This is a genomic window from Mycobacterium sp. E802 (assembly GCF_001666875.1).
Classification (GTDB): Bacteria; Actinomycetota; Actinomycetes; order Mycobacteriales; family Mycobacteriaceae; genus Mycobacterium.
Window position 1 is genome coordinate 1 of sequence record NZ_LZJD01000083.1, and the last position, 17,343, is coordinate 17,343.

Genomic DNA, 17,343 nt, shown 5'->3' on the forward strand with positions numbered 1-17,343 from the left:
TGAGCCGTCACCGCGTCGCGGACGGAAAGCACCTGACGATCTGCCCGCTTAATAGCGACAATCGAGCGACAATCGCCTCCTGAACATCTGAGGCACCGCTGGTCACAAGGTCATGAGTACAACTGTCACTTGAGTCGCCAAAAGCCTCAGGTGCCACGGATTTTGGGTTGTTCACCTATCAGCGACGGAGTCGCTCGTATGCGGGCGCTGGACGGGTGATACTCATGAGGCCCATGGTGTGTGAGTGGCAAAACCGCCGAGCGACAATGGGTTTGGTGGGGTGCATGGTGACAAGTGTGGCGATTGTCGCTCGATTGTCGCTATTAGGCGGGCGCATCGGATGCCCGTCCGAAAGCTGCGATTGACTTGGCCAGAATGCTGGCGAATCACCCGGACCCCGACGCCCGGCGGTTCAGGGAACGGGACGTCAGCCGGCCTTATGCGCACTTAGCAGGAACGCCGGGAATTTGATCCGGCCCTTTTCGTCGAAACCGTGTTTGGGCATCTCGAACGGCACGTCGGCAGGCATCGCGACGGCGTTGGCGTGGATGAACGCCGGCCGGATGTCGTCGACCTCCCAGTACTTCGACACCGCATCGCGCAGTTCGACTTCGGACACCTCGTTGGGCTTGGTCTCCAACTCGGCGGGGAACGCGCCTTTCGCGAACACCAGCACGTAGTAGCCGGCGCCCGGCGCCGACGCCCGGTGGATCGAGCGCAGGTACCCGTCGCGCCCCTCCACTGGCAGTGAGTGGAACAGGGTCGAATCCACCACCGTGTTGAACCGGCCGTCGTAACCGGTGAACGACGTGATGTCGGCCTGGGCGAAGCTGGCCGTCGACAGCCCGCGAAGCTGTGCGGCATTGTTTGCCGCGGCGATCGCCGTCGGGCTCAGATCCAGACCCACCACGGTGAAGCCGTCGGACGCGAGGGCCAGGGACAGCTCGGCATGACCGCAACCCGCGTCGAGCACGTCGCTGCGGAACTTCCCGGCCTGGTGTAGCGCGGCAAGCTCGGGCTGCGGCTCGCCGATGTTCCATGGCGGCGGCCCCTCGAAACCGCCCTCCCCCTTGTATGCGCCATCCCAGTCCAAGACCTGTTCAGATGTCATGACTCAAAAGTACGCGTCTCAATCCCAGGTGTGGACCGGCTCGTTGCTGTGCATCAGCTGGACGTAGCGCCGCAACATCTCGGCCAGTGCCTTCGGCCGCGTCAAGCCCTGTGACTGCAGCTCCTCGACCGTGGTCACCTGCCACGTCGCGCCGGTGCGGCGGGCCTTGGCGCGGCCCTCGATCACCCCGAGATAGCGGTCGCTGACCTCGCTCGCCACCCCCCACCGGCGTAGCCCGTCGTGCGCCAGCGGCAGTAACTGTCGCAGCACCAGCTCGTCGGCAGTCACCTCGCCGAGTCCGGGCCAGTACAGCCGGGCCTCGATCCCGTGCTGCGCGCCCGCGGTGAAGTTGTGATGGGCCGCCGCAAAGCTCATCTTGGTCCACAGCGGCCGGTCCTCCTCGGACAACGTCCGCAGCAGGCCGTAGTAGAAGGCCGCATTGGCCATCATGTCCACCACGGTCGGGCCGGCGGGCAGCACCCGGTTCTCCACCCGCAGATGTGGACGCCCGTTCACCACGTCATAGACCGGGCGGTTCCACCGGTAGATGGTGCCGTTGTGCAGCCGCAGCTCCGCCAGCTGTGGGGCCCGGCCGGCCGCCAGCTCGGCCACCGGATCCTCGTCGGAAAGCTCGGGCAGCAGCGACGGAAAGTACCGTACGTTCTCCTCGAACAGATCGAAGATCGAGGTGATCCACCGCTCCCCGAACCAGACCCGCGGGCGTACCCCTTGGGCCTTGAGCTCGTCGGGGCGGGTATCGGTGGCTTGGGTGAACAGCTCGATGCGGGTCTCGGCCCACAACTGGTGGCCGAAGAAATACGGTGAGTTGGCGCCCACGGCGAGTTGCGGGCCGGCCAGTACCTGAGCGGCGTTCCAGTTGCGGGCGAAGTCCGCGGGGGAGACCTGCAGGTGCAATTGCATGCTGGTGCACGCGGACTCGGGCGCGATGGACGCCGACTGCAGGCTGAGCCGTTCGGGGCCCGAGATGTCGATCGGCATGTCCTCGCCGCGGGCGGTGAAGATCGAGTCGTTGAGCGCCTGATATCGCGTGGACTCGCTCATCCAGCCGTTCGAGAGATGCTCGGGCACCAGGGTCGGCAGGATGCCCACCATCACGATGTGCGCGCCGTCCTCATGGGCTTTGGTCTCGGCGGCGTTGAGGCTCAGCCGCACCTCCTCCTCCAGGTCCAGCGCGGCCCGGCCCGGCAGCGGGCGCGGCGGCACGTTGAATTCGATGTTGTAGGCACCCAATTCGGTCTGGTAGGCCGGATCGGCGATGGCGGCCAGCACCTCTTGGTTGGACATCGCCGGTTGGTACTCGTTGTCGACGAGGTTGCACTCGATCTCCATGCCGGTGAGCGGGCGTTCGAACTCGAAGCTCGACTGGGCCAGCATGGTCTCGAACACGTCGAGGCACAGTTGCACCTTGCGCCGGTACTCCTGCCGGTGCGATCGGCTGAACTCGGTGTTCTTGACCTCTTCGCCCACACCGCGATGCAACACGCCGCGTGGGGCCGGCGCAACCGAACACGCATAATCTCTGCACCACGGGGTAGCCGGGCGGAATGGAAATCACCGTCACGTTCGTCGGCAATGCCACGACGTTGATCGCGGTCGACGGCATCACCCTGCTCACCGATCCGAACTTCCTGCACCGGGGCCAGCACGCCTACCTCGGATACGGCCTGCTCTCCAAACGGTTGAAAGAACCAGCATTGACCATCGAAGAGCTGCCACCGGTGGATGCGGTGTTGCTCTCACACATGCACGGCGACCACTGGGACCGGGTAACGCAGCGCAAGCTGGACCACACCCTGCCGATCCTGACCACTCCGCACGCCGCCAAACGGCTCGAGCACCGCGGCTTCGGTCAGGCCGTGGGGATGGCCACCTGGCAAAGCCACCGCATCGTCAAGGGCGACACCACGGTGACCGTCACCTCGCTGCCCGGACGGCATGCCCCCACCCCGTTGGACCGGTTGTTGCCGCCGGTGATGGGCTCGATGGTGGAGTTCGCCAACGCGGGCGCGACCCGGCGGCTCTATATCTCGGGTGACACCCTGTTCGTCGACGAGCTACGTGAGATCCCGGTGCGGTTCTCGTCGATCGACCTCGGGGTACTGCATCTGGGCGGCACCCGGCTGCCTGCCGGGCCGAAACTGCCGGGTCTCACCGTGACGATGGATGCGCGCCAGGGCGCCGACCTGGTGGAGCTGCTGGACCTGCCGAAGATGATCCCGGTGCACTTCGACGACTACAGCGTCTTCGCATCGTCATTGAACGACTTCCGGGCCGAGATGGCCCGACGCGGGCTGGGGGAGCGGGTCATCGAGCTGGACCGGGGAGCATCCGTCGCATACTGACGCGGTGACGTCGTCGTCGAACGACACCGAGCAGGGCGGTCTCGAACAGGTTTCGCGTGCCGATCGGGTCGCCGCGCTCACCGGGGTACGCGCGGTGGCGGCGTTGACGGTGATGGGCACCCACGCGGCGTATGGCACCGGCCTGCTGTCGCAGGGATATCTGGGGTTGATGAGTGCCCGCCTCGAGGTCGGGGTGGCGATCTTCTTCGTCCTGTCCGGGCTGTTGCTGTTCCGGCCCTGGGTGCACGCGGCTGCCTCTGGAGGGAAAGCGCCCAGCGTTGGGCGCTATGCGCGAAATCGGTTCCGCCGCATCATGCCGGCCTACGTCGTCACCGTCCTGATCGTCTTCGGCATCTACGAAATCCGGCCGGTGCAACCGAATCCGGGACACACCTGGACCGGCCTGCTGCGCAACCTGACCCTGACCCAGATCTACAGCGACAACTACTTCACCGCGTATCTGCACCAGGGGCTGAGTCAGATGTGGAGCCTGGCGGTGGAGGTCGCGTTCTATGCGGTGCTGCCCGCGTTGGCCTGTGTGTTGTTGGTCCTGCTGTGCCGCAGGCGTTTTCGACCGGTGGTGCTGTTGACCGGGTTGGCGGTCCTGGCCCTGGTCAGCCCGGTGTGGCTGCTGTTGTTGCACAACACCGACTGGCTTCCGGTGGGCGGTGGGACCTGGCTCCCGCACTATCTGGTGTGGTTCGTCGGGGGGATGATGCTCGCCGTGTTGGGCACGGTGGGTGTGCGCTGCTATGCGTTGGCAGCATTACCCTTGGCGTTGGCGTGCTATCTGGTGGTGTCCACCCCGATCGCGGGCGTGACCACTGCCGTCTCTCTGGATTTGACCGAAGACCTCGCCAAGACCCTGTTCTACGCCATCATCGCGACCCTGGTGGTGGCGCCGCTGGCGTTGAACGGCAACGGTGTGTACGCCGCGGTGATGGGCAGTCGGCCGATGGTGTGGCTCGGCGAGATTTCCTACGAGATCTTCCTGTTGCACGTGGTGGCCATGGATCTCGTCATGGAGTTCGTGCTGGGCTGGCATGTGTACACCGGCTCGGCGACGGTGTTGTTTCTCGTCACGTTGCTGGCGACGCTGCCGTTCGCGTGGCTGTTGCACGTCACGACCAGGCCGCGACGATCGCGCTGAGCGCCACCGCGAACCCGATGCCCACCAGCACCAGGTAAGTGCCGTAGAGCCGCCGCAACCACGGATGTAGCAGTCGGGCCAGCCACCAGATCACCAAACCCCACAAGCAGATTCGCAGTCCGCGTTCGATAACGGTCCAACCCGTCAAGGCCCACAGACTGATCCCGTGTTCACCGGCGGCGCGGGCGTACACCTTCACCGGGACACCCGACAGTGCCTGGTTCAGCATGGCGTGCGGGCCGGCGGCGAGTTGCTCGTAGGCGGTGGCGGCCATACGCGTCGTCGTCCACGGCGTCGGCAACAACACGCCCCGAGAGGCCAGCCAGGCCGTGGTCACCACGCCGAGCACGGACCCGGCCGTCACCGCCAGCGCCCACGGCATCACCCGGCGCGGCACTGCCGCCGCCAAGGTGATCAACGCCATTTCGGCGATGATGGGCCAGCTCAACGCCTCGGCGAAACCCCACAGCAGCGCCAGGAGCACGCTCAGCCGCGCATCGACCACGCGGGCGATCGCCGACCAGACCCGCGAGGTGCGGGTGCGGACCGGCGCCGCATCGCGGGCGGTGACGACCGTCTCGCGCAGCGCGGTGGCGTCGAGCGTGTTCGGGTCGAGGGGCTCGCCGATGCGGACCTCCATGGGGCCGGGATGGAACGCGCCGTTCTTGGGTAGGACGTCGCGGGTGCCCAACAGCGCGACGGGTATCACCGGTACTCCACAGTCGCGGGCCAGATGCAATGCCCCGGAACGGAACTCGCCGACGTCTCCGGTGCAGGAGCGGGTGCCTTCGGGGAAGACGACGACGGCGCGGCCGGCGGCGACGGCGGGCCGCACCGCCTCAAGGAGCCCCGCGTAGGTGCTCGACGCGGTCCGGCGCACCGGCAGGGCGCCGGCCAGAGTGGTGATCAGGAAGCGGCGCACCGGCACGTCGAACCAGTAATCGGAGGCCGCGGCGAACACCGGTGCCGCCGACGGCGGCAGCGCCGCGAGCATCGCCGCGGTGTCGGCGTGCGAGCCGTGATTGGCCACGACGATGCAGCCGCCTGGATGCTGCCAGTGCCCGGTGACGGTCAGGCCGCCGGACAGGCTGCACGCCACGCGCCACAGGTAATGCCGGAACCGAGTGCCGATTTTCATGACAGCAGGGCTCATGACAGTAGATACGCCAGAGGCAACACCAACAGCAGGGAGTCGATGCGGTCGAGCAGCCCGCCGAACCCGGGCAACCAGTCGCCGGCGTCCTTCACATTGGCCTGGCGTTTGACCATCGACTCCAACAGGTCACCCAACACCCCGCCGAACGCCACCGCGACGAGAAGCCCCACCGAGATCGTGCCCAACAACGTCAGCACGAGGAAGGCGCCGAACACCGCGCCGACGATGCCGCCGACGGTCTTGTTCGGGCTCAACGGGGACAGCGGGCGGCGGGCCCAGCCGAAGCGGCGCAGCCCCTTGCCTCCGCACCAGGCGGCGACATCGGTGGCAGCCGCGGCGAAACAGACCAGAAAAGCGTTCTCCCACAACATCACCAGATGTGCCAGCGACCAACAGATCCACACCGAACCGAACCCGGTGAAGGCGGCGCGGCGGCTACCGTCGGCGACGTCGCCGCCGAGCACCGCCGGCAGCGCGCACAACAGCACGCCGATGGCCGCCAGCCCCAGCCAGGACGGGTGCAGCCACGCGGTCAACGGATAGAGCACCGCCAGGCCGAGCAGCACCGAGGTGTCGACACGGTTGAGCTTGACCAGGCGGGCGTACTCGCAGACAGCGATGACCGCCAACACGGCGGCCAGCACCGCCGTCGGCCCGCGCCCCAGCCAGATCGGGATGCCGACCACCGGCATGATCAGCACCCACGTGGTCCACTTCTGGATCAATTCCCGCTTGCGAGAGACGAATACGGCGATGCCGGCCAGCGCCAGGATGACGAGCGTCACCCACAGGTAGAACACCGACCGGCCCACGATGTGAATGTCGAACGGGCCCCAGTCGATCACCAACGGCAGGTTGCGGTCCCAGTGCAGCAGCCGCAGATACTCGTCGACCAGCATCAGGCGGCCAGTTCGCGATGTGTGCCGACCAACCGGGTCGCGGTGGTCAACACAGAACCGGCCACGATCACAATGCAGACCCAGCCGAGGATCGCGGGCAGCGCGCACGCCACCACAACCGCAAGGCAGCGCTCGGTTTTGCCGAACGGGCCGCCGTTGCGCCGCGTCGCACCTGCGCCCGCGGCGGCCAGGGAGGCGAACGTCGGCAGCGTCGCGGCCAGCGCCGCCACCAGTACCCAGACGACCGACCCGCCGGTGCGGACCGCCAATGCCGCCAACCCGGCGAACACCACCAGGTCCGATGTCCGGTCACCGATCTCGTTGAGCACGAATCCCCACGGCCGGCTCACCCCGCGGGCCCGGGCCACCGCCCCGTCGAGGTTCGCACCGGCCAACCGTGCGCCCAGCAGCACGATCACCAGCGGCCACCAACCGTAGGCGACGGCGACGGCGGCGGCGGCCGCGGCGATCACCCCGGCGAGGGTGAAGACGTCCGGGGAGACGCCGCGCGCCACCGCGGCGTCGACGATGCCGCCGAGACGGCGGGTGTACCACGGCTTGAACGCGTAAAGGCCTTGCATGTCAACGACTTCTGCGGGCGATGACGATCTGCGGCGAGGCCGGGCCGCCGCGCAGGTCGACCTCGATGGACGGGTCGGCGTGGCGGGCCAGGCTGCGCAGGGCCGAGGGGCTGTAGGTGCGCAGTGAGCTGATCACCCCGTCGTGGGCAAACGGCAACACCAGGGCGGCCGGCAGCATGGTGGCCAGCTGCAGCAGGTGCAGCGGCGCCGGTGGTCGGGGCAGGTCGATGATCAACAGTGTCTTGGCCACCCGGGTGCCCTCGGCGAACACCCGGGCGGCCTGGGCCGGGCGCAGATGGTGAAAGGACAGGGCGAACAGCACCAGGTCGTAGCTGTCGTCGGCGGCGTCGATCGCGGTGGCATCCATCTGCCGGACCTCGGCGCAGGGGTGGCTGCCGAGGTCGCTTTCAGCGATGCGGGCCACCGACTCGGCGTCGACGTCGGTGACGGTGACGCGGGCCGTAGGGTGATCGGCCAGCAGTTGCCGGGACACCCCGCCGTGGCCGGCACCCAGTTCGAGGATGCGTGGATCGGGCACCTCGGCGACGAGATCGAGCGCGATCGCGGCGAACCGCTGATGGTTCTTGAAGAACCGGCCGGTCCAATCCAGTGCGCCGATCACCTGGCGCTTGACCGACACGTCGACATCGTCGCGGTCCAGATACTCCTGCCGGTCGGTTTCCAGCAGCCGATCCAGGCACGACGCCCGGAACCCGCCCCTTGGCATCCGGTCGATATCGGTCGGCTCACGGTCCATGTAGGCCATCATGGACGATTGCGACAGGTTCCCGGCACAGTAGTTCTACCTGTATGGAGGAAAGACGTTGGCCGACTTCGTAGCCGCGATCGACCAGGGCACCACCAGCACGCGCTGCATGATCTTCGATCACAGCGGTGCCGAGGTGGGGCGTCATCAGCTCGAACACGAGCAGATCCTGCCCAAGGCCGGGTGGGTGGAACACAACCCGGTCGAGATCTGGGAACGCACCGCCGCGGCCATCATGACCGCGCTGAACAAGACCAACCTGTCTGCCGGTGACGTCGCTGCGCTGGGCATCACCAATCAGCGCGAGACCACCCTGGTCTGGAATCGGCACACCGGCCGTCCGTACCACAACGCCATCGTCTGGCAGGACACCCGCACGGACCGCATCGCGGCCGCGCTGGACCGGGACGGCCGCGGCGACGTGATCCGGCGCAAGGCCGGATTGCCGCCGGCCACGTATTTCTCGGCGGGCAAGATCCAGTGGATCCTGGAGAACGTCGACGGCGTGCGGCGGGATGCGGAAAACGGTGACGCCATCTTCGGCACCGCCGACAGTTGGGTGACCTGGAATCTGACCGGCGGCTACCGCGGCGGTGTGCACGTCACCGACGTCACCAACGCCAGCCGCACGATGCTGATGAACCTGGAAACCCTGGACTGGGACGACGAGCTGTTGTCGTTCTTCGACATTCCTCGTCAGATGCTGCCCGAGATCAAGCCGTCGTCATATCCGGAGTCGTTCGGGATCACGCGCGACGACGGACCGCTGGCCGGGCAGGTGCCGGTGACCGGCATTCTGGGTGACCAGCAGGCCGCCATGGTGGGGCAGGTGTGCCTGGCCCCCGGTGAGGCCAAGAACACTTATGGCACCGGCAATTTCCTGCTGCTCAACACCGGCGAGAAGATCGTGCGCTCGTCCAACGGCTTGCTCACGACGGTCTGCTATCAGTTCGGGGACGCCAAACCCATTTACGCCCTTGAGGGTTCGATCGCGGTGACCGGTTCGGCGGTGCAGTGGCTGCGGGATCAACTGGGCATCATCAGCGGTGCGGCCCAGAGCGAGGCGCTGGCCCGGCAGGTCAGCGACAACGGTGGGGTGTACTTCGTACCCGCGTTCTCCGGGCTGTTCGCCCCGTACTGGCGTTCCGACGCCAGGGGCGTCATCGTCGGGCTGTCGCGGTACAACACCAACGCACACCTGGCCCGCGCCACCCTCGAGGCGATCTGCTATCAAAGTCGCGACGTGGTCGAGGCCATGGAGGCCGATTCCGGTGTGCACCTTGAGGTTTTGAAGGTCGACGGCGGCATCACCGCCAACACGCTGTGCATGCAGATCCAGGCCGACGTGCTCGGTGTCGAGGTGGTCAAGCCGGTGGTGGCCGAGACCACCGCGCTGGGTGCGGCGTATGCGGCCGGGCTCGCGGTCGGGTTCTGGGAGAGCCCCGAGGACCTACGGGCCAACTGGCAGGAAGGCCGGCGCTGGAGCCCGCAATGGGATGACCAGGCCAGGCAGTCCGGCTACGCCGGCTGGCGCAAAGCCGTTGAGCGCACGCTGGATTGGGTGGAGATCTAGCGAGTAACCGAGATCTGACACGTCGTCAGAATGGACTTGAGTTCGTTCTGATACTGCGTACCGAGCAACGCGTGGTCGGCCTTGCGGCCACTGCCGGCCGCATCGACGATCTGTCCCGCGAGCTCACCCATCCGGTGTGCGTGCTGGGCGACCTCACCCTTGGTCACCTGGTCGGCCTGCTCGCGGATGATCTTGGCCCAGTCCTGGTAGTCACCGGCCGTCGGTCCCTGGTTGGGGCCGACGGCCGGCATGAGGGCGCCGGTACTCACCAGGCTGGACTGCACGAGCGGATCGACCTGGCGGCAACCTGCGCTCCGGACGTAGATGAGGGCCGTCGAGCCCACCACCACCAGGACCGCCGAGAGGGCCGCGGCCGTCGCGATGGCCAAGATCTTCGGCTCGGCGTCGGGAACCCGGCGCCGCCACATCACGTGGGCGAGTACAACGGCGGCCACCCCGACCGCGGCCATCACGACCGCCTGCCACAGGCTCCCGACCCCAGAGGCCGAGCCGGTGGCGCCCATCGTCGCGACCGCCGCGAGCAGGACCAATAACCACTGCCAGATGCCGCGCCGGCGCTCATAGGCGTCGACATCACGGAATTCGAGTCCGATGACGGCGCCGGCTGCGGTCAATACTGCGACGAGCGCCGGTACGACGACGGCGACGAGACTGTCCACGAGGGCAGCCTACGGGGTGGCCCAAACCGGCCGGATTCGTTGACGGCTGTCGCTGGTGTATCGCGTTCTAGTACGGGGCCGGCTCTATGTGGAGGATTACGGTCAGTATTGAGCAGTAACCCGCCACATAGAGTCTGTCTAAGCATCGTGAATAGCATTGCGCCTCACCTGTTCGCGCGAACAAGCGAGCTAGCCGCGGCTACTCCTCGGCCAGGACCTGGTAGATCTCGCGGCGGGCGTTGTTGACGATGTCGAGGATGCGTTGGCGCTGCTCCTCGGTGGCGGCATAGGCCGACTGACCGACGGCCGTCATCAGCTGCGCGGCGGCCCCGTGCAGGTTCTGGTGGCCGGGGGTCTCGTCTTCCTGATCCGCCAAAATCTGCTCCCACGGCGGGGTGTCGATCTCGGCGGCGGCCTGACGGCCCTCTGCCGTCAACTCGAAAGTCTTCTTGCTGCCCTCGGTTTCGGCCGGGGCAATCAGGCCCTCGTCGACCAGCAGTTGCAGGGTCGGGTACACCGAGCCGGGGCTCGGCTTCCACAGGTTGTTGCTGCGGGCGGCGATCTCCTGCGTCATCTCATAGCCGTGCATGGGCCGCTCGGCCAGCAGGGTCAGGATGGCGGCACGGACGTCACCGCGGCGGCCCCGTCGGCCACCCCGGCCGCCGCGACCCCGCGGGCCACCGAAAGGTCCGCCGAACGGTCCGCCGCCGAAGGGGCCCGGACCGAAGCCGAAGCCGAAGCCGCCGCGCGGTTCGAATCCGGATCCGGCCTGGCAGGTGGGATCGATGCGTTGCTCGCGGGCGGCGTGGGCCTGGGCGCGCATCTGGTCACGGAGATCGCGACGGGCGGTGCGGGCCTGGCGGAACATGGCGCGGGCTTCTTCGCGGCCGAAGGGCACGAATCCGAAGCCGCTTGGTGGGTTGAATGGGTTGGTCATTGGAATGACTCCTTCGTTGTCGTAGGGAGCGCGGTGCACGCTTCCGATGCGTCAACGATATATCGGGATCTATCGCTTGTCGATAGTCTTCGTGAGCCACCGTGCCCACTGGGCCTGCATGGTGTTGAGGCGCAGGCCGTATTCCAGGACGGCGTGCCCGTAGAGGTCGTCGGCATCGGGCCAGGGGATGGATGCCTCCAGTTCTTTGAGGCGTGCGACTTCGGCGTCGGCGTGCGCGGCCACTGCCTCGAGGTGGGCGAGTGCCTGATCACGGGGTATTTCGCCGAGCAGGAACAACCGCAGCAGGGCGGCGCTGCGCTCGGGTGGGTCGTCGGCGGGGTGGGTGATCCAGTGCTGTAACTCGCTGCGGCCGGCGGGCGTGATCCGGTACTCCTTGCGGCCGCGTGGCCCGACGGCCGAGACCTCGATCAGCCCGGCGTCGGCCAGCTTGTTGAGCTCGCCGTACAGCTGGCTCTGGGTGGCCGGCCAGACGTTGGCCATCGATTTCTCGAACCGCTTGAGCAGGTCGTACCCGCTGCCCGGGTGCTGTGCCAACAGGCCAAGTGTCGCCATCCGCAGACTCATGAGAGCAGTCTACCGTCCACTATTGACATGTCAGTTGTGGAATGTCACCGTGAATGCATGACTTCCGCACTGCCCATCGGTCAAACCGACTTCTTCCGGCGCGGCAATTACGCGCCCGTCGCCGACGAACTCACCGAATACGACCTGCCCGTCGATGGCGCGATCCCCGCCGAACTCGACGGCTGGTACCTGCGAAACGGGCCCAACCCGCGCCAGGCGGGGCAGCACTGGTTCACCGGCGACGGAATGATCCACGGTGTCCGCATCGAGAAGGGTGCGGTCAAGTGGTACCGCAACCGCTGGGTGCGCACCGACAGCTTCATCGAGGGCTTCCGGTTGTACAACGCTGACGGCACCCGCAACCTACGCGCCTCCGTCGCCAACACCCACGTCGTCAACCACGCGGGCAAGACCCTGGCGCTGGTGGAATCCTCACTGCCCTACGAGATCACCAACGACCTGGAAACCGTGGGCGCCTACGACTTCGGCGGCAAGCTCGTCGACTCGATGACCGCGCATCCCAAGATCTGCCCGACGACCGGCGAGCTGCACTTCTTCTCCTACGGCAGCATCTTCGAGCCCTACGTCACCTACCACCGGGCCGACGCCAATGGCGACCTGATCGTCAACCGACCGGTGGATGTCAAGGCGCACACCATGATGCACGACTTCGCGATGACCGCGCGCCACGTCATCTTCATGGATCTGCCGGTGGTCTTCGACCTGGACGTCGCAGTGGCCGAGGGCGAAAGCGGCATGCCCTACCGCTGGAGCGATGACTACGGTGCCCGGTTCGGTGTGCTGCGTCGCGACGATCCGGACGCCTCGATCCGTTGGTTCGACATCGATCCGTGCTACGTGTTCCACGTCGTGAATAGTTACGAGGCAACGCCTCCGAATGACAATTCGATTGTGCTGCAGGCGGTTCGATACTCCGAGATGTGGCGCAATAACGGTGGCTTCGATGTCGAAGGCAAGCTGTGGGAGTGGCGGATCGACCTGGCGGCCGGAACCGTCCGCGAACGCCAGCTCGACGAACTCGGGGTCGAGTTCCCCCGCATCGATGATCGGCTGGCCGGTCTGCCTGCCAAGTACTCGGTGTCCGTCGCGGACAAGGCCTGGATCCGCTATGACCTGCGCACTGGTGCAGGTGTCCGTCACGAGCTCGGCTCCGGCGGACCGGGGGAGGCGGTGTTCGTGCCCGGGGCGGGCCAGGCCGACGAGAGCAATGGCTTTTACCTCGGCTATGTCTACAACCCGGAGCGCGACGGCAGCGACCTGGTGATCCTGGATGCGTCCGACTTCTCCGGAAAGCCCGTGGCGACCATCAAACTGCCGCAGCGTGTGCCCTACGGGTTCCACGGGAACTGGATCAGCGCCTGAACTCCCGCGAAAGTGACGCTATGGTCGTTACGCGTCGAAAGTCGCGACCACAGTGTCACTTTCGCGATCATCCCCTGCGAAATGCCGCCGCCACGATCCCGGCGGCCGCCAATGCCAGCACTGCCGCGATGATCGCCGTGGGCGCGATACCCGAATCGAACGCCGTGCGGGCCGACTCCAGAAGCTGGGTTGCGGTGGCCGCGGGCACATCCGCCGCGACCGATACCGCCCCGCCGATGCTCTCACCGGCGTCGGCGGCCTGCGTCGGAGTCAACCCGGCGGGTACCTGAATGTTGTTGCGGTAGAACGCCGTGAAGATCGTGCCCAGCGTCGCGGTGCCCACCACTGCGCCGAGCTCGTAGGCCGTCTCCGAGACAGCCGATGCCGCACCGGCTTTGGCGGCCGGAACGGAGGCGACGATCGTGTCGTTGGACACCGTCTGCGAGATGCCCACGCCGAGTTCGAGCACGACGAAGGACACGATCACCGCGACCACCGAGAGATCGTGGCGGAACAGCAGGATCAGGAGGAACCCGGCCGCCACGAAAATCAGCCCGGTGATCATCAACGTCTGCGGGGCAAAACGTTTCGCGGCCTGGACCACCGCGATGCCGGCGATCATCGACACCACCGCACCGGGCAGCGTCACCAGGCCCGCGGTCAACGGCGACAGGCCCAGCACCAGTTGCAGGTGCTGCGAGATGAAGAAGATGAACCCGATCAACCCCACGATTGACAGGAAGTTCGCCAGGATCGACGAGCTGAAGGGTCCGTAGGAGAACAGCCCGATGTCGAGCATCGGGGTGGCGCTGCGCCGCTGCCGGCGAACGAACAGCGCCGCTGAGCCGATACCGGCGACGAACGCCGCCGCGACGACGACGGAGAAGCCGTCATGGGCAGCGGTTTTGATCGCCCAGACGAACGGCAGCATCGCGGTGAAGGACAACAGCACGCTGGTCAGATCGAGCGGGCCGGGATTGGGGTCACGCGATTCGGGCACCAGCTTGGGCCCCAGGATCAGCAGCGGCAGCAGGATCGGTACGGCCACCAAAAAGACCGAGCCCCAATGGAAATGCTGCAGCAGCGCCCCGCCGACGATCGGGCCCAGGGTCGATCCGGCGGTGAAGCAGGAGGCCCAGATCGCGATCGCGAGCCGGCGGGCCGACGCGTCGGTGAAGATGTTGCGGATCAGCGACAGCGTCGACGGCATCAGCATGGCGCCGAACACGCCGAGCACGGCGCGCGCGAGCACCAGGTGCTGAGCACTCGGCGCAAACGCGGCCGCGACGGACATCACCGCGAAACCGGTGGCGCCGATCAACAGCAGCCGCCGCCGGCCGAACCGGTCGCCGAGACCACCCATGGCGACCAGCAGCGCAGCCAACACCAGGGAGTAGACGTCGACGATCCAGAGTTGGGTGGAGGCCGGGGGCCGGAAATCCTCGGCGATCGACGGCAGCGCGAACGCCAGCACGGTGTTGTCGATCGCGATCAACAGCACCGGCAGCGTCAGGACGGCCAGGGCCAGCCAGGCGCGTTTGGGGGTGGTGGTCGACGGCGAGCCGTCGAGGCGGGTGGACATTCGAGGAGCTCCAGAAGAGTGGGGTCAGCCGCGCGGGAGATGCACGGTGCCCGCGGTGAGGCTGGTCATGATGGCGTCGACGATTTGATGGCGCGGGGTGCCGTCCTGCTTGGCGGCTTCATAGCCGGCATCCAGCAGGGCCCAGAACACGCGGCGGGCCCAGCCGGGCGGGTACGGCGGGTACTCGGGCCGGTCCACCGAGGCTCGGTTGAGTACCTCGACGATGGCCTCGTCGCCGGTGTCGAGGTGCGCCGCCAGTTCACGGTCGGCCAGGATCGACGGCTCGCTGTAGACGAACAGCACGATCGGGCCCAGGTCGAGTTGGCTCTCGACCACGCGGCGCAGCGCGTCGTAGGCCGGCCCATGCGTGGGATCCGCACGATCGATGGCCGCGTTGCTGAGTTCGTGCACGTGGCGGGCCAGGGCGCGCAACAGGTCCGTGCGTTCCGGGTAGTACCGGTGCACCGTGCTGCGGCCGACGTCGGCGGCGGTGGCGATGTCGGTCAGTGACGCCGACGGATTGTCGGCCAGCGCCGTCATGGCGGCATCGAGGATCGCCCTGCGGGTGCGTTCCCGCGCCCCGCTGTGCACCACTGCCGAACTGGTCATGCGTGAAAATCTAACATATCTGGGCCAAAATGAGACAGTGATGTCCCATAAGGCTATCCCGGCAGGGTGAACCCGCTGGTCGGTGGGGGTGGCGGGTAGCTGGGGTAGGGCGCCGGGAACGCCGTCGGGTGCGCCGGTGGCAGTAACCGGGCCAGGGCCCGGCGGTGCCGTTCGGCCAACACCGCGGCCAGCACGTACTCCACCGGAGCGCCCGGTGGCGGTGGCGGCGAGATGCGGGAGGCGATCTCGGCGAAGATCCGCTGCCCCATCTCATGGCGTATCGGCGGATCGATTTGTGCCGAGCGGGACAGGAACTGCCGTGCCAGTTCGGCCTGCTCGGGGCCGAGGCCGGACAGTTGTAGCGAGGACGCCCACCAGGCCAGGGGCGGGGGCATCACGGGCGGCGGGTTCAGCTTCGGTCCACGTTCACTGATCACCACGGTGCCGGCGAAGATGTCGCCCAGCCGCTTGCCCTTGGCGGACAACAGACTGCAGATCACCGCGGGACCGCCGGTGAGCATCCAGATCTCGACGAAGCCGGCCAACCCGCGAAACAGGGCCTGGCGGAAGCGTTCCGGGCCGCCGTCGTCGGCCACGACCCGCAGCCCCAGCGCCATCTTGCCCAACGACCGGCCCCGCGTCGCGGTCTCCATCACCACCGGATAACCGACCAGGGTCAGGACCGTGAAGATGATCAGGATGGCCGCCGACAGCGCGTCGTCGAGCTGGCTCAGCGTGATCGACCACAGCACCACGCCGATGACATAGCCGACGACGACCACCACGATGTCGATCAAGGCGGCCAGCGTGCGCACCGGCAACTGGGCGATCGCGACGTCGAGGACAACGGCGTCCCCCGTCACCACCGGCGCGGGCTGCGAGACCATAAAGCCCCACGCTACCGATAGGCTCGACCGGGTGGATGTCGATGCGTTCGTCGTGGCCCATCGCCCCACCTGGGACCGGTTGGAGCAGTTGGTAAAACGACGCCGACAGTTGAGCGGTGCCGAAGTCGACGAGCTCGTGGACCTCTATCAGCGAGTTTCCACGCATCTGTCGATGGTGCGTTCGGCCTCCGGCGATGCGGTGTTGATCGGTCGGCTGTCCGGCCTGGTGGCCCGGGCCCGCGCCGCGGTGACCGGTGCGCACGCCCCGCTGTGGCGCGAGTTCTTCCGGTTCTGGACGGTGTCGTTCCCGGTAGTGGCCTACCGGTCCTGGCGGTGGTGGCTCGGCTCGGCGGTGGCGTTCTTCATCGTGACCGCGGCGCTGGCGCTGTGGGTGGCGGGCAATCCCGAGGTGCAGGCCGCCATCGGAACGCCCAGCGCGATCGACGAATTGGTCAACCACGACTTCGAGTCGTACTACAGCGAGCACCCGGCCGGATCGTTCGCCTTGCAGGTCTGGGTGAACAACTCCTGGGTGGCCGCCCAGTGCATCGCCTTCGCGATCCTGCTCGGGTTACCCATCCCGTACGTGCTGTTTCAGAACGCGGCGAACCTCGGGGTGATTGCCGGGCTGATGTTCAGTGCGGGCAAGGGTGGTCTGTTCCTCGGGCTGATCACGCCGCACGGGTTGCTCGAGCTGACCGCGGTGTTCTTGGCCGCAGCGGTGGGAATGCGGTTGGGGTGGACGGTGATCGCGCCCGGGGACCGGCCGCGCGCACAGGTACTGGCCGAACAGGGACGTGCGGTGGTCGCGGCCGCGATCGGTCTGGCGGTCGTGCTGTTGGTCTCGGGCCTGGTGGAAGCCCTCGTGACGCCCTCCGCGCTGCCCACGTGGGCGCGGATCGCCATCGGCGTCGCCGTCGAGGTCGCCTTCCTGGGCTACGTGTTCCACTTCGGTCGGAAGGCCGTCCGGGCCGGGGAGACCGGCGACCTCGAGGACGCCCCGGACGTGGTCCCGACGGCCTGATTTCTTCGCCGAGCAGACGTAAAACCGTACTTTCCGCAGCGAAAATTGACCGGTTTG

Annotated in this window: 17 protein-coding genes; 5 read left to right on the plus strand and 12 right to left on the minus strand. The window is 67.1% G+C overall.

Annotation, left to right across the window (positions count from 1 at the left end):
- Positions 1 to 427: 427 nt before the first annotated feature.
- Both A5699_RS12430 and A5699_RS12435 read right to left on the minus strand, forming a co-directional pair.
- A complete protein-coding gene (locus A5699_RS12430; RefSeq protein ID WP_067769667.1) occupies positions 428 to 1,111 on the minus strand; it encodes a class I SAM-dependent methyltransferase in 684 nt (227 codons plus the stop codon).
- Positions 1,112 to 1,129: 18 nt separating this feature from the next.
- Positions 1,130 to 2,599 carry a glutamate--cysteine ligase gene (locus tag A5699_RS12435; protein WP_067769765.1) on the minus strand — a complete coding sequence of 490 codons (1,470 nt, stop codon included), beginning with the start codon at positions 2,597 to 2,599 and terminating at the stop codon, positions 1,130 to 1,132.
- A 77-nt stretch (positions 2,600 to 2,676) separates the two neighbouring features.
- Between A5699_RS12435 and A5699_RS12440 the strand changes: the two genes are divergently transcribed.
- A complete protein-coding gene (locus A5699_RS12440; protein ID WP_067769668.1) occupies positions 2,677 to 3,474 on the plus strand; it encodes an MBL fold metallo-hydrolase in 798 nt (265 codons plus the stop codon).
- Positions 3,475 to 3,478: 4 nt separating this feature from the next.
- Complete coding sequence (locus tag A5699_RS12445) at positions 3,479 to 4,624, plus strand: acyltransferase (RefSeq protein WP_067769670.1); 1,146 nt, start codon at positions 3,479 to 3,481, stop codon at positions 4,622 to 4,624.
- On the opposite strand, the gene A5699_RS12450 is transcribed toward A5699_RS12445, so the two are convergent.
- Genes A5699_RS12450 through A5699_RS12465 form a run of 4 tightly spaced genes read right to left on the minus strand, consistent with a single transcriptional unit; the run spans position 4,596 to position 8,026 of the window.
- On the minus strand, positions 4,596 to 5,762 hold the full coding sequence (locus A5699_RS12450; RefSeq protein ID WP_082957682.1) for a lysophospholipid acyltransferase family protein: 1,167 nt from the start codon (positions 5,760 to 5,762) through the stop codon (positions 4,596 to 4,598). The two genes, A5699_RS12445 and A5699_RS12450, sit on opposite strands and share 29 nt — an antisense overlap.
- Positions 5,763 to 5,773: 11 nt before the next feature.
- On the minus strand, positions 5,774 to 6,679 hold the full coding sequence (locus A5699_RS12455; RefSeq protein ID WP_067769673.1) for a phosphatidate cytidylyltransferase: 906 nt from the start codon (positions 6,677 to 6,679) through the stop codon (positions 5,774 to 5,776).
- Entirely contained in the window at positions 6,679 to 7,260 is a 582-nt protein-coding gene (locus tag A5699_RS12460; protein WP_067769675.1) for a CDP-alcohol phosphatidyltransferase family protein, read from the minus strand. Before A5699_RS12460 ends, A5699_RS12455 begins: the two co-directional genes overlap by 1 nt.
- A 1-nt stretch (position 7,261) precedes the next feature.
- On the minus strand, positions 7,262 to 8,026 hold the full coding sequence (locus tag A5699_RS12465; RefSeq protein ID WP_067769766.1) for a class I SAM-dependent methyltransferase: 765 nt from the start codon (positions 8,024 to 8,026) through the stop codon (positions 7,262 to 7,264).
- 58 nt (positions 8,027 to 8,084) lie between these two features.
- Between A5699_RS12465 and glpK the strand changes: the two genes are divergently transcribed.
- The gene (gene glpK / locus A5699_RS12470; RefSeq protein WP_067769677.1) at positions 8,085 to 9,599 is read left to right on the plus strand and encodes a glycerol kinase GlpK; all 1,515 of its coding nucleotides are present in this window, start codon (positions 8,085 to 8,087) and stop codon (positions 9,597 to 9,599) included.
- Here glpK and A5699_RS12475 read toward each other — a convergent pair.
- The 3 genes from A5699_RS12475 to A5699_RS12485 all read right to left on the minus strand — a co-directional run bounded on the left by A5699_RS12475 (position 9,596) and on the right by A5699_RS12485 (position 11,801).
- A complete protein-coding gene (locus A5699_RS12475; protein ID WP_067769679.1) occupies positions 9,596 to 10,279 on the minus strand; it encodes a hypothetical protein in 684 nt (227 codons plus the stop codon). The genes glpK and A5699_RS12475 overlap by 4 nt on opposite strands.
- 199 nt (positions 10,280 to 10,478) lie before the next feature.
- Positions 10,479 to 11,216, minus strand: a complete 738-nt coding sequence (locus A5699_RS12480) for a PadR family transcriptional regulator (protein ID WP_067769681.1) — start codon at positions 11,214 to 11,216, stop codon at positions 10,479 to 10,481.
- 69 nt (positions 11,217 to 11,285) lie between these two features.
- A complete protein-coding gene (locus A5699_RS12485; RefSeq protein WP_067769683.1) occupies positions 11,286 to 11,801 on the minus strand; it encodes a PadR family transcriptional regulator in 516 nt (171 codons plus the stop codon).
- Between the two features lie 57 nt (positions 11,802 to 11,858).
- Here A5699_RS12485 and A5699_RS12490 point away from each other — a divergent pair, with 57 nt between their 5' ends.
- Positions 11,859 to 13,184 (plus strand): carotenoid oxygenase family protein, encoded by a 1,326-nt coding sequence (locus tag A5699_RS12490; protein ID WP_067769685.1) that lies wholly within the window; start codon positions 11,859 to 11,861, stop codon positions 13,182 to 13,184.
- A gap of 67 nt (positions 13,185 to 13,251) precedes the next feature.
- On the opposite strand, the gene lfrA is transcribed toward A5699_RS12490, so the two are convergent.
- Genes lfrA through A5699_RS12505 form a run of 3 tightly spaced genes read right to left on the minus strand, consistent with a single transcriptional unit; the run spans position 13,252 to position 16,262 of the window.
- Complete coding sequence (gene lfrA / locus A5699_RS12495) at positions 13,252 to 14,766, minus strand: efflux MFS transporter LfrA (RefSeq protein ID WP_067769687.1); 1,515 nt, start codon at positions 14,764 to 14,766, stop codon at positions 13,252 to 13,254.
- Positions 14,767 to 14,790: 24 nt separating this feature from the next.
- Positions 14,791 to 15,375: a TetR/AcrR family transcriptional regulator gene (locus A5699_RS12500; protein WP_067769688.1), complete on the minus strand. Its 585-nt coding sequence runs from the start codon at positions 15,373 to 15,375 to the stop codon at positions 14,791 to 14,793.
- A gap of 53 nt (positions 15,376 to 15,428) precedes the next feature.
- Positions 15,429 to 16,262, minus strand: a complete 834-nt coding sequence (locus A5699_RS12505) for an RDD family protein (protein ID WP_067769690.1) — start codon at positions 16,260 to 16,262, stop codon at positions 15,429 to 15,431.
- A 31-nt stretch (positions 16,263 to 16,293) separates the two neighbouring features.
- Between A5699_RS12505 and A5699_RS12510 the strand changes: the two genes are divergently transcribed.
- Positions 16,294 to 17,286, plus strand: a complete 993-nt coding sequence (locus tag A5699_RS12510; RefSeq protein WP_067769692.1) for a stage II sporulation protein M — start codon at positions 16,294 to 16,296, stop codon at positions 17,284 to 17,286.
- Positions 17,287 to 17,343: the final 57 nt, after the last annotated feature.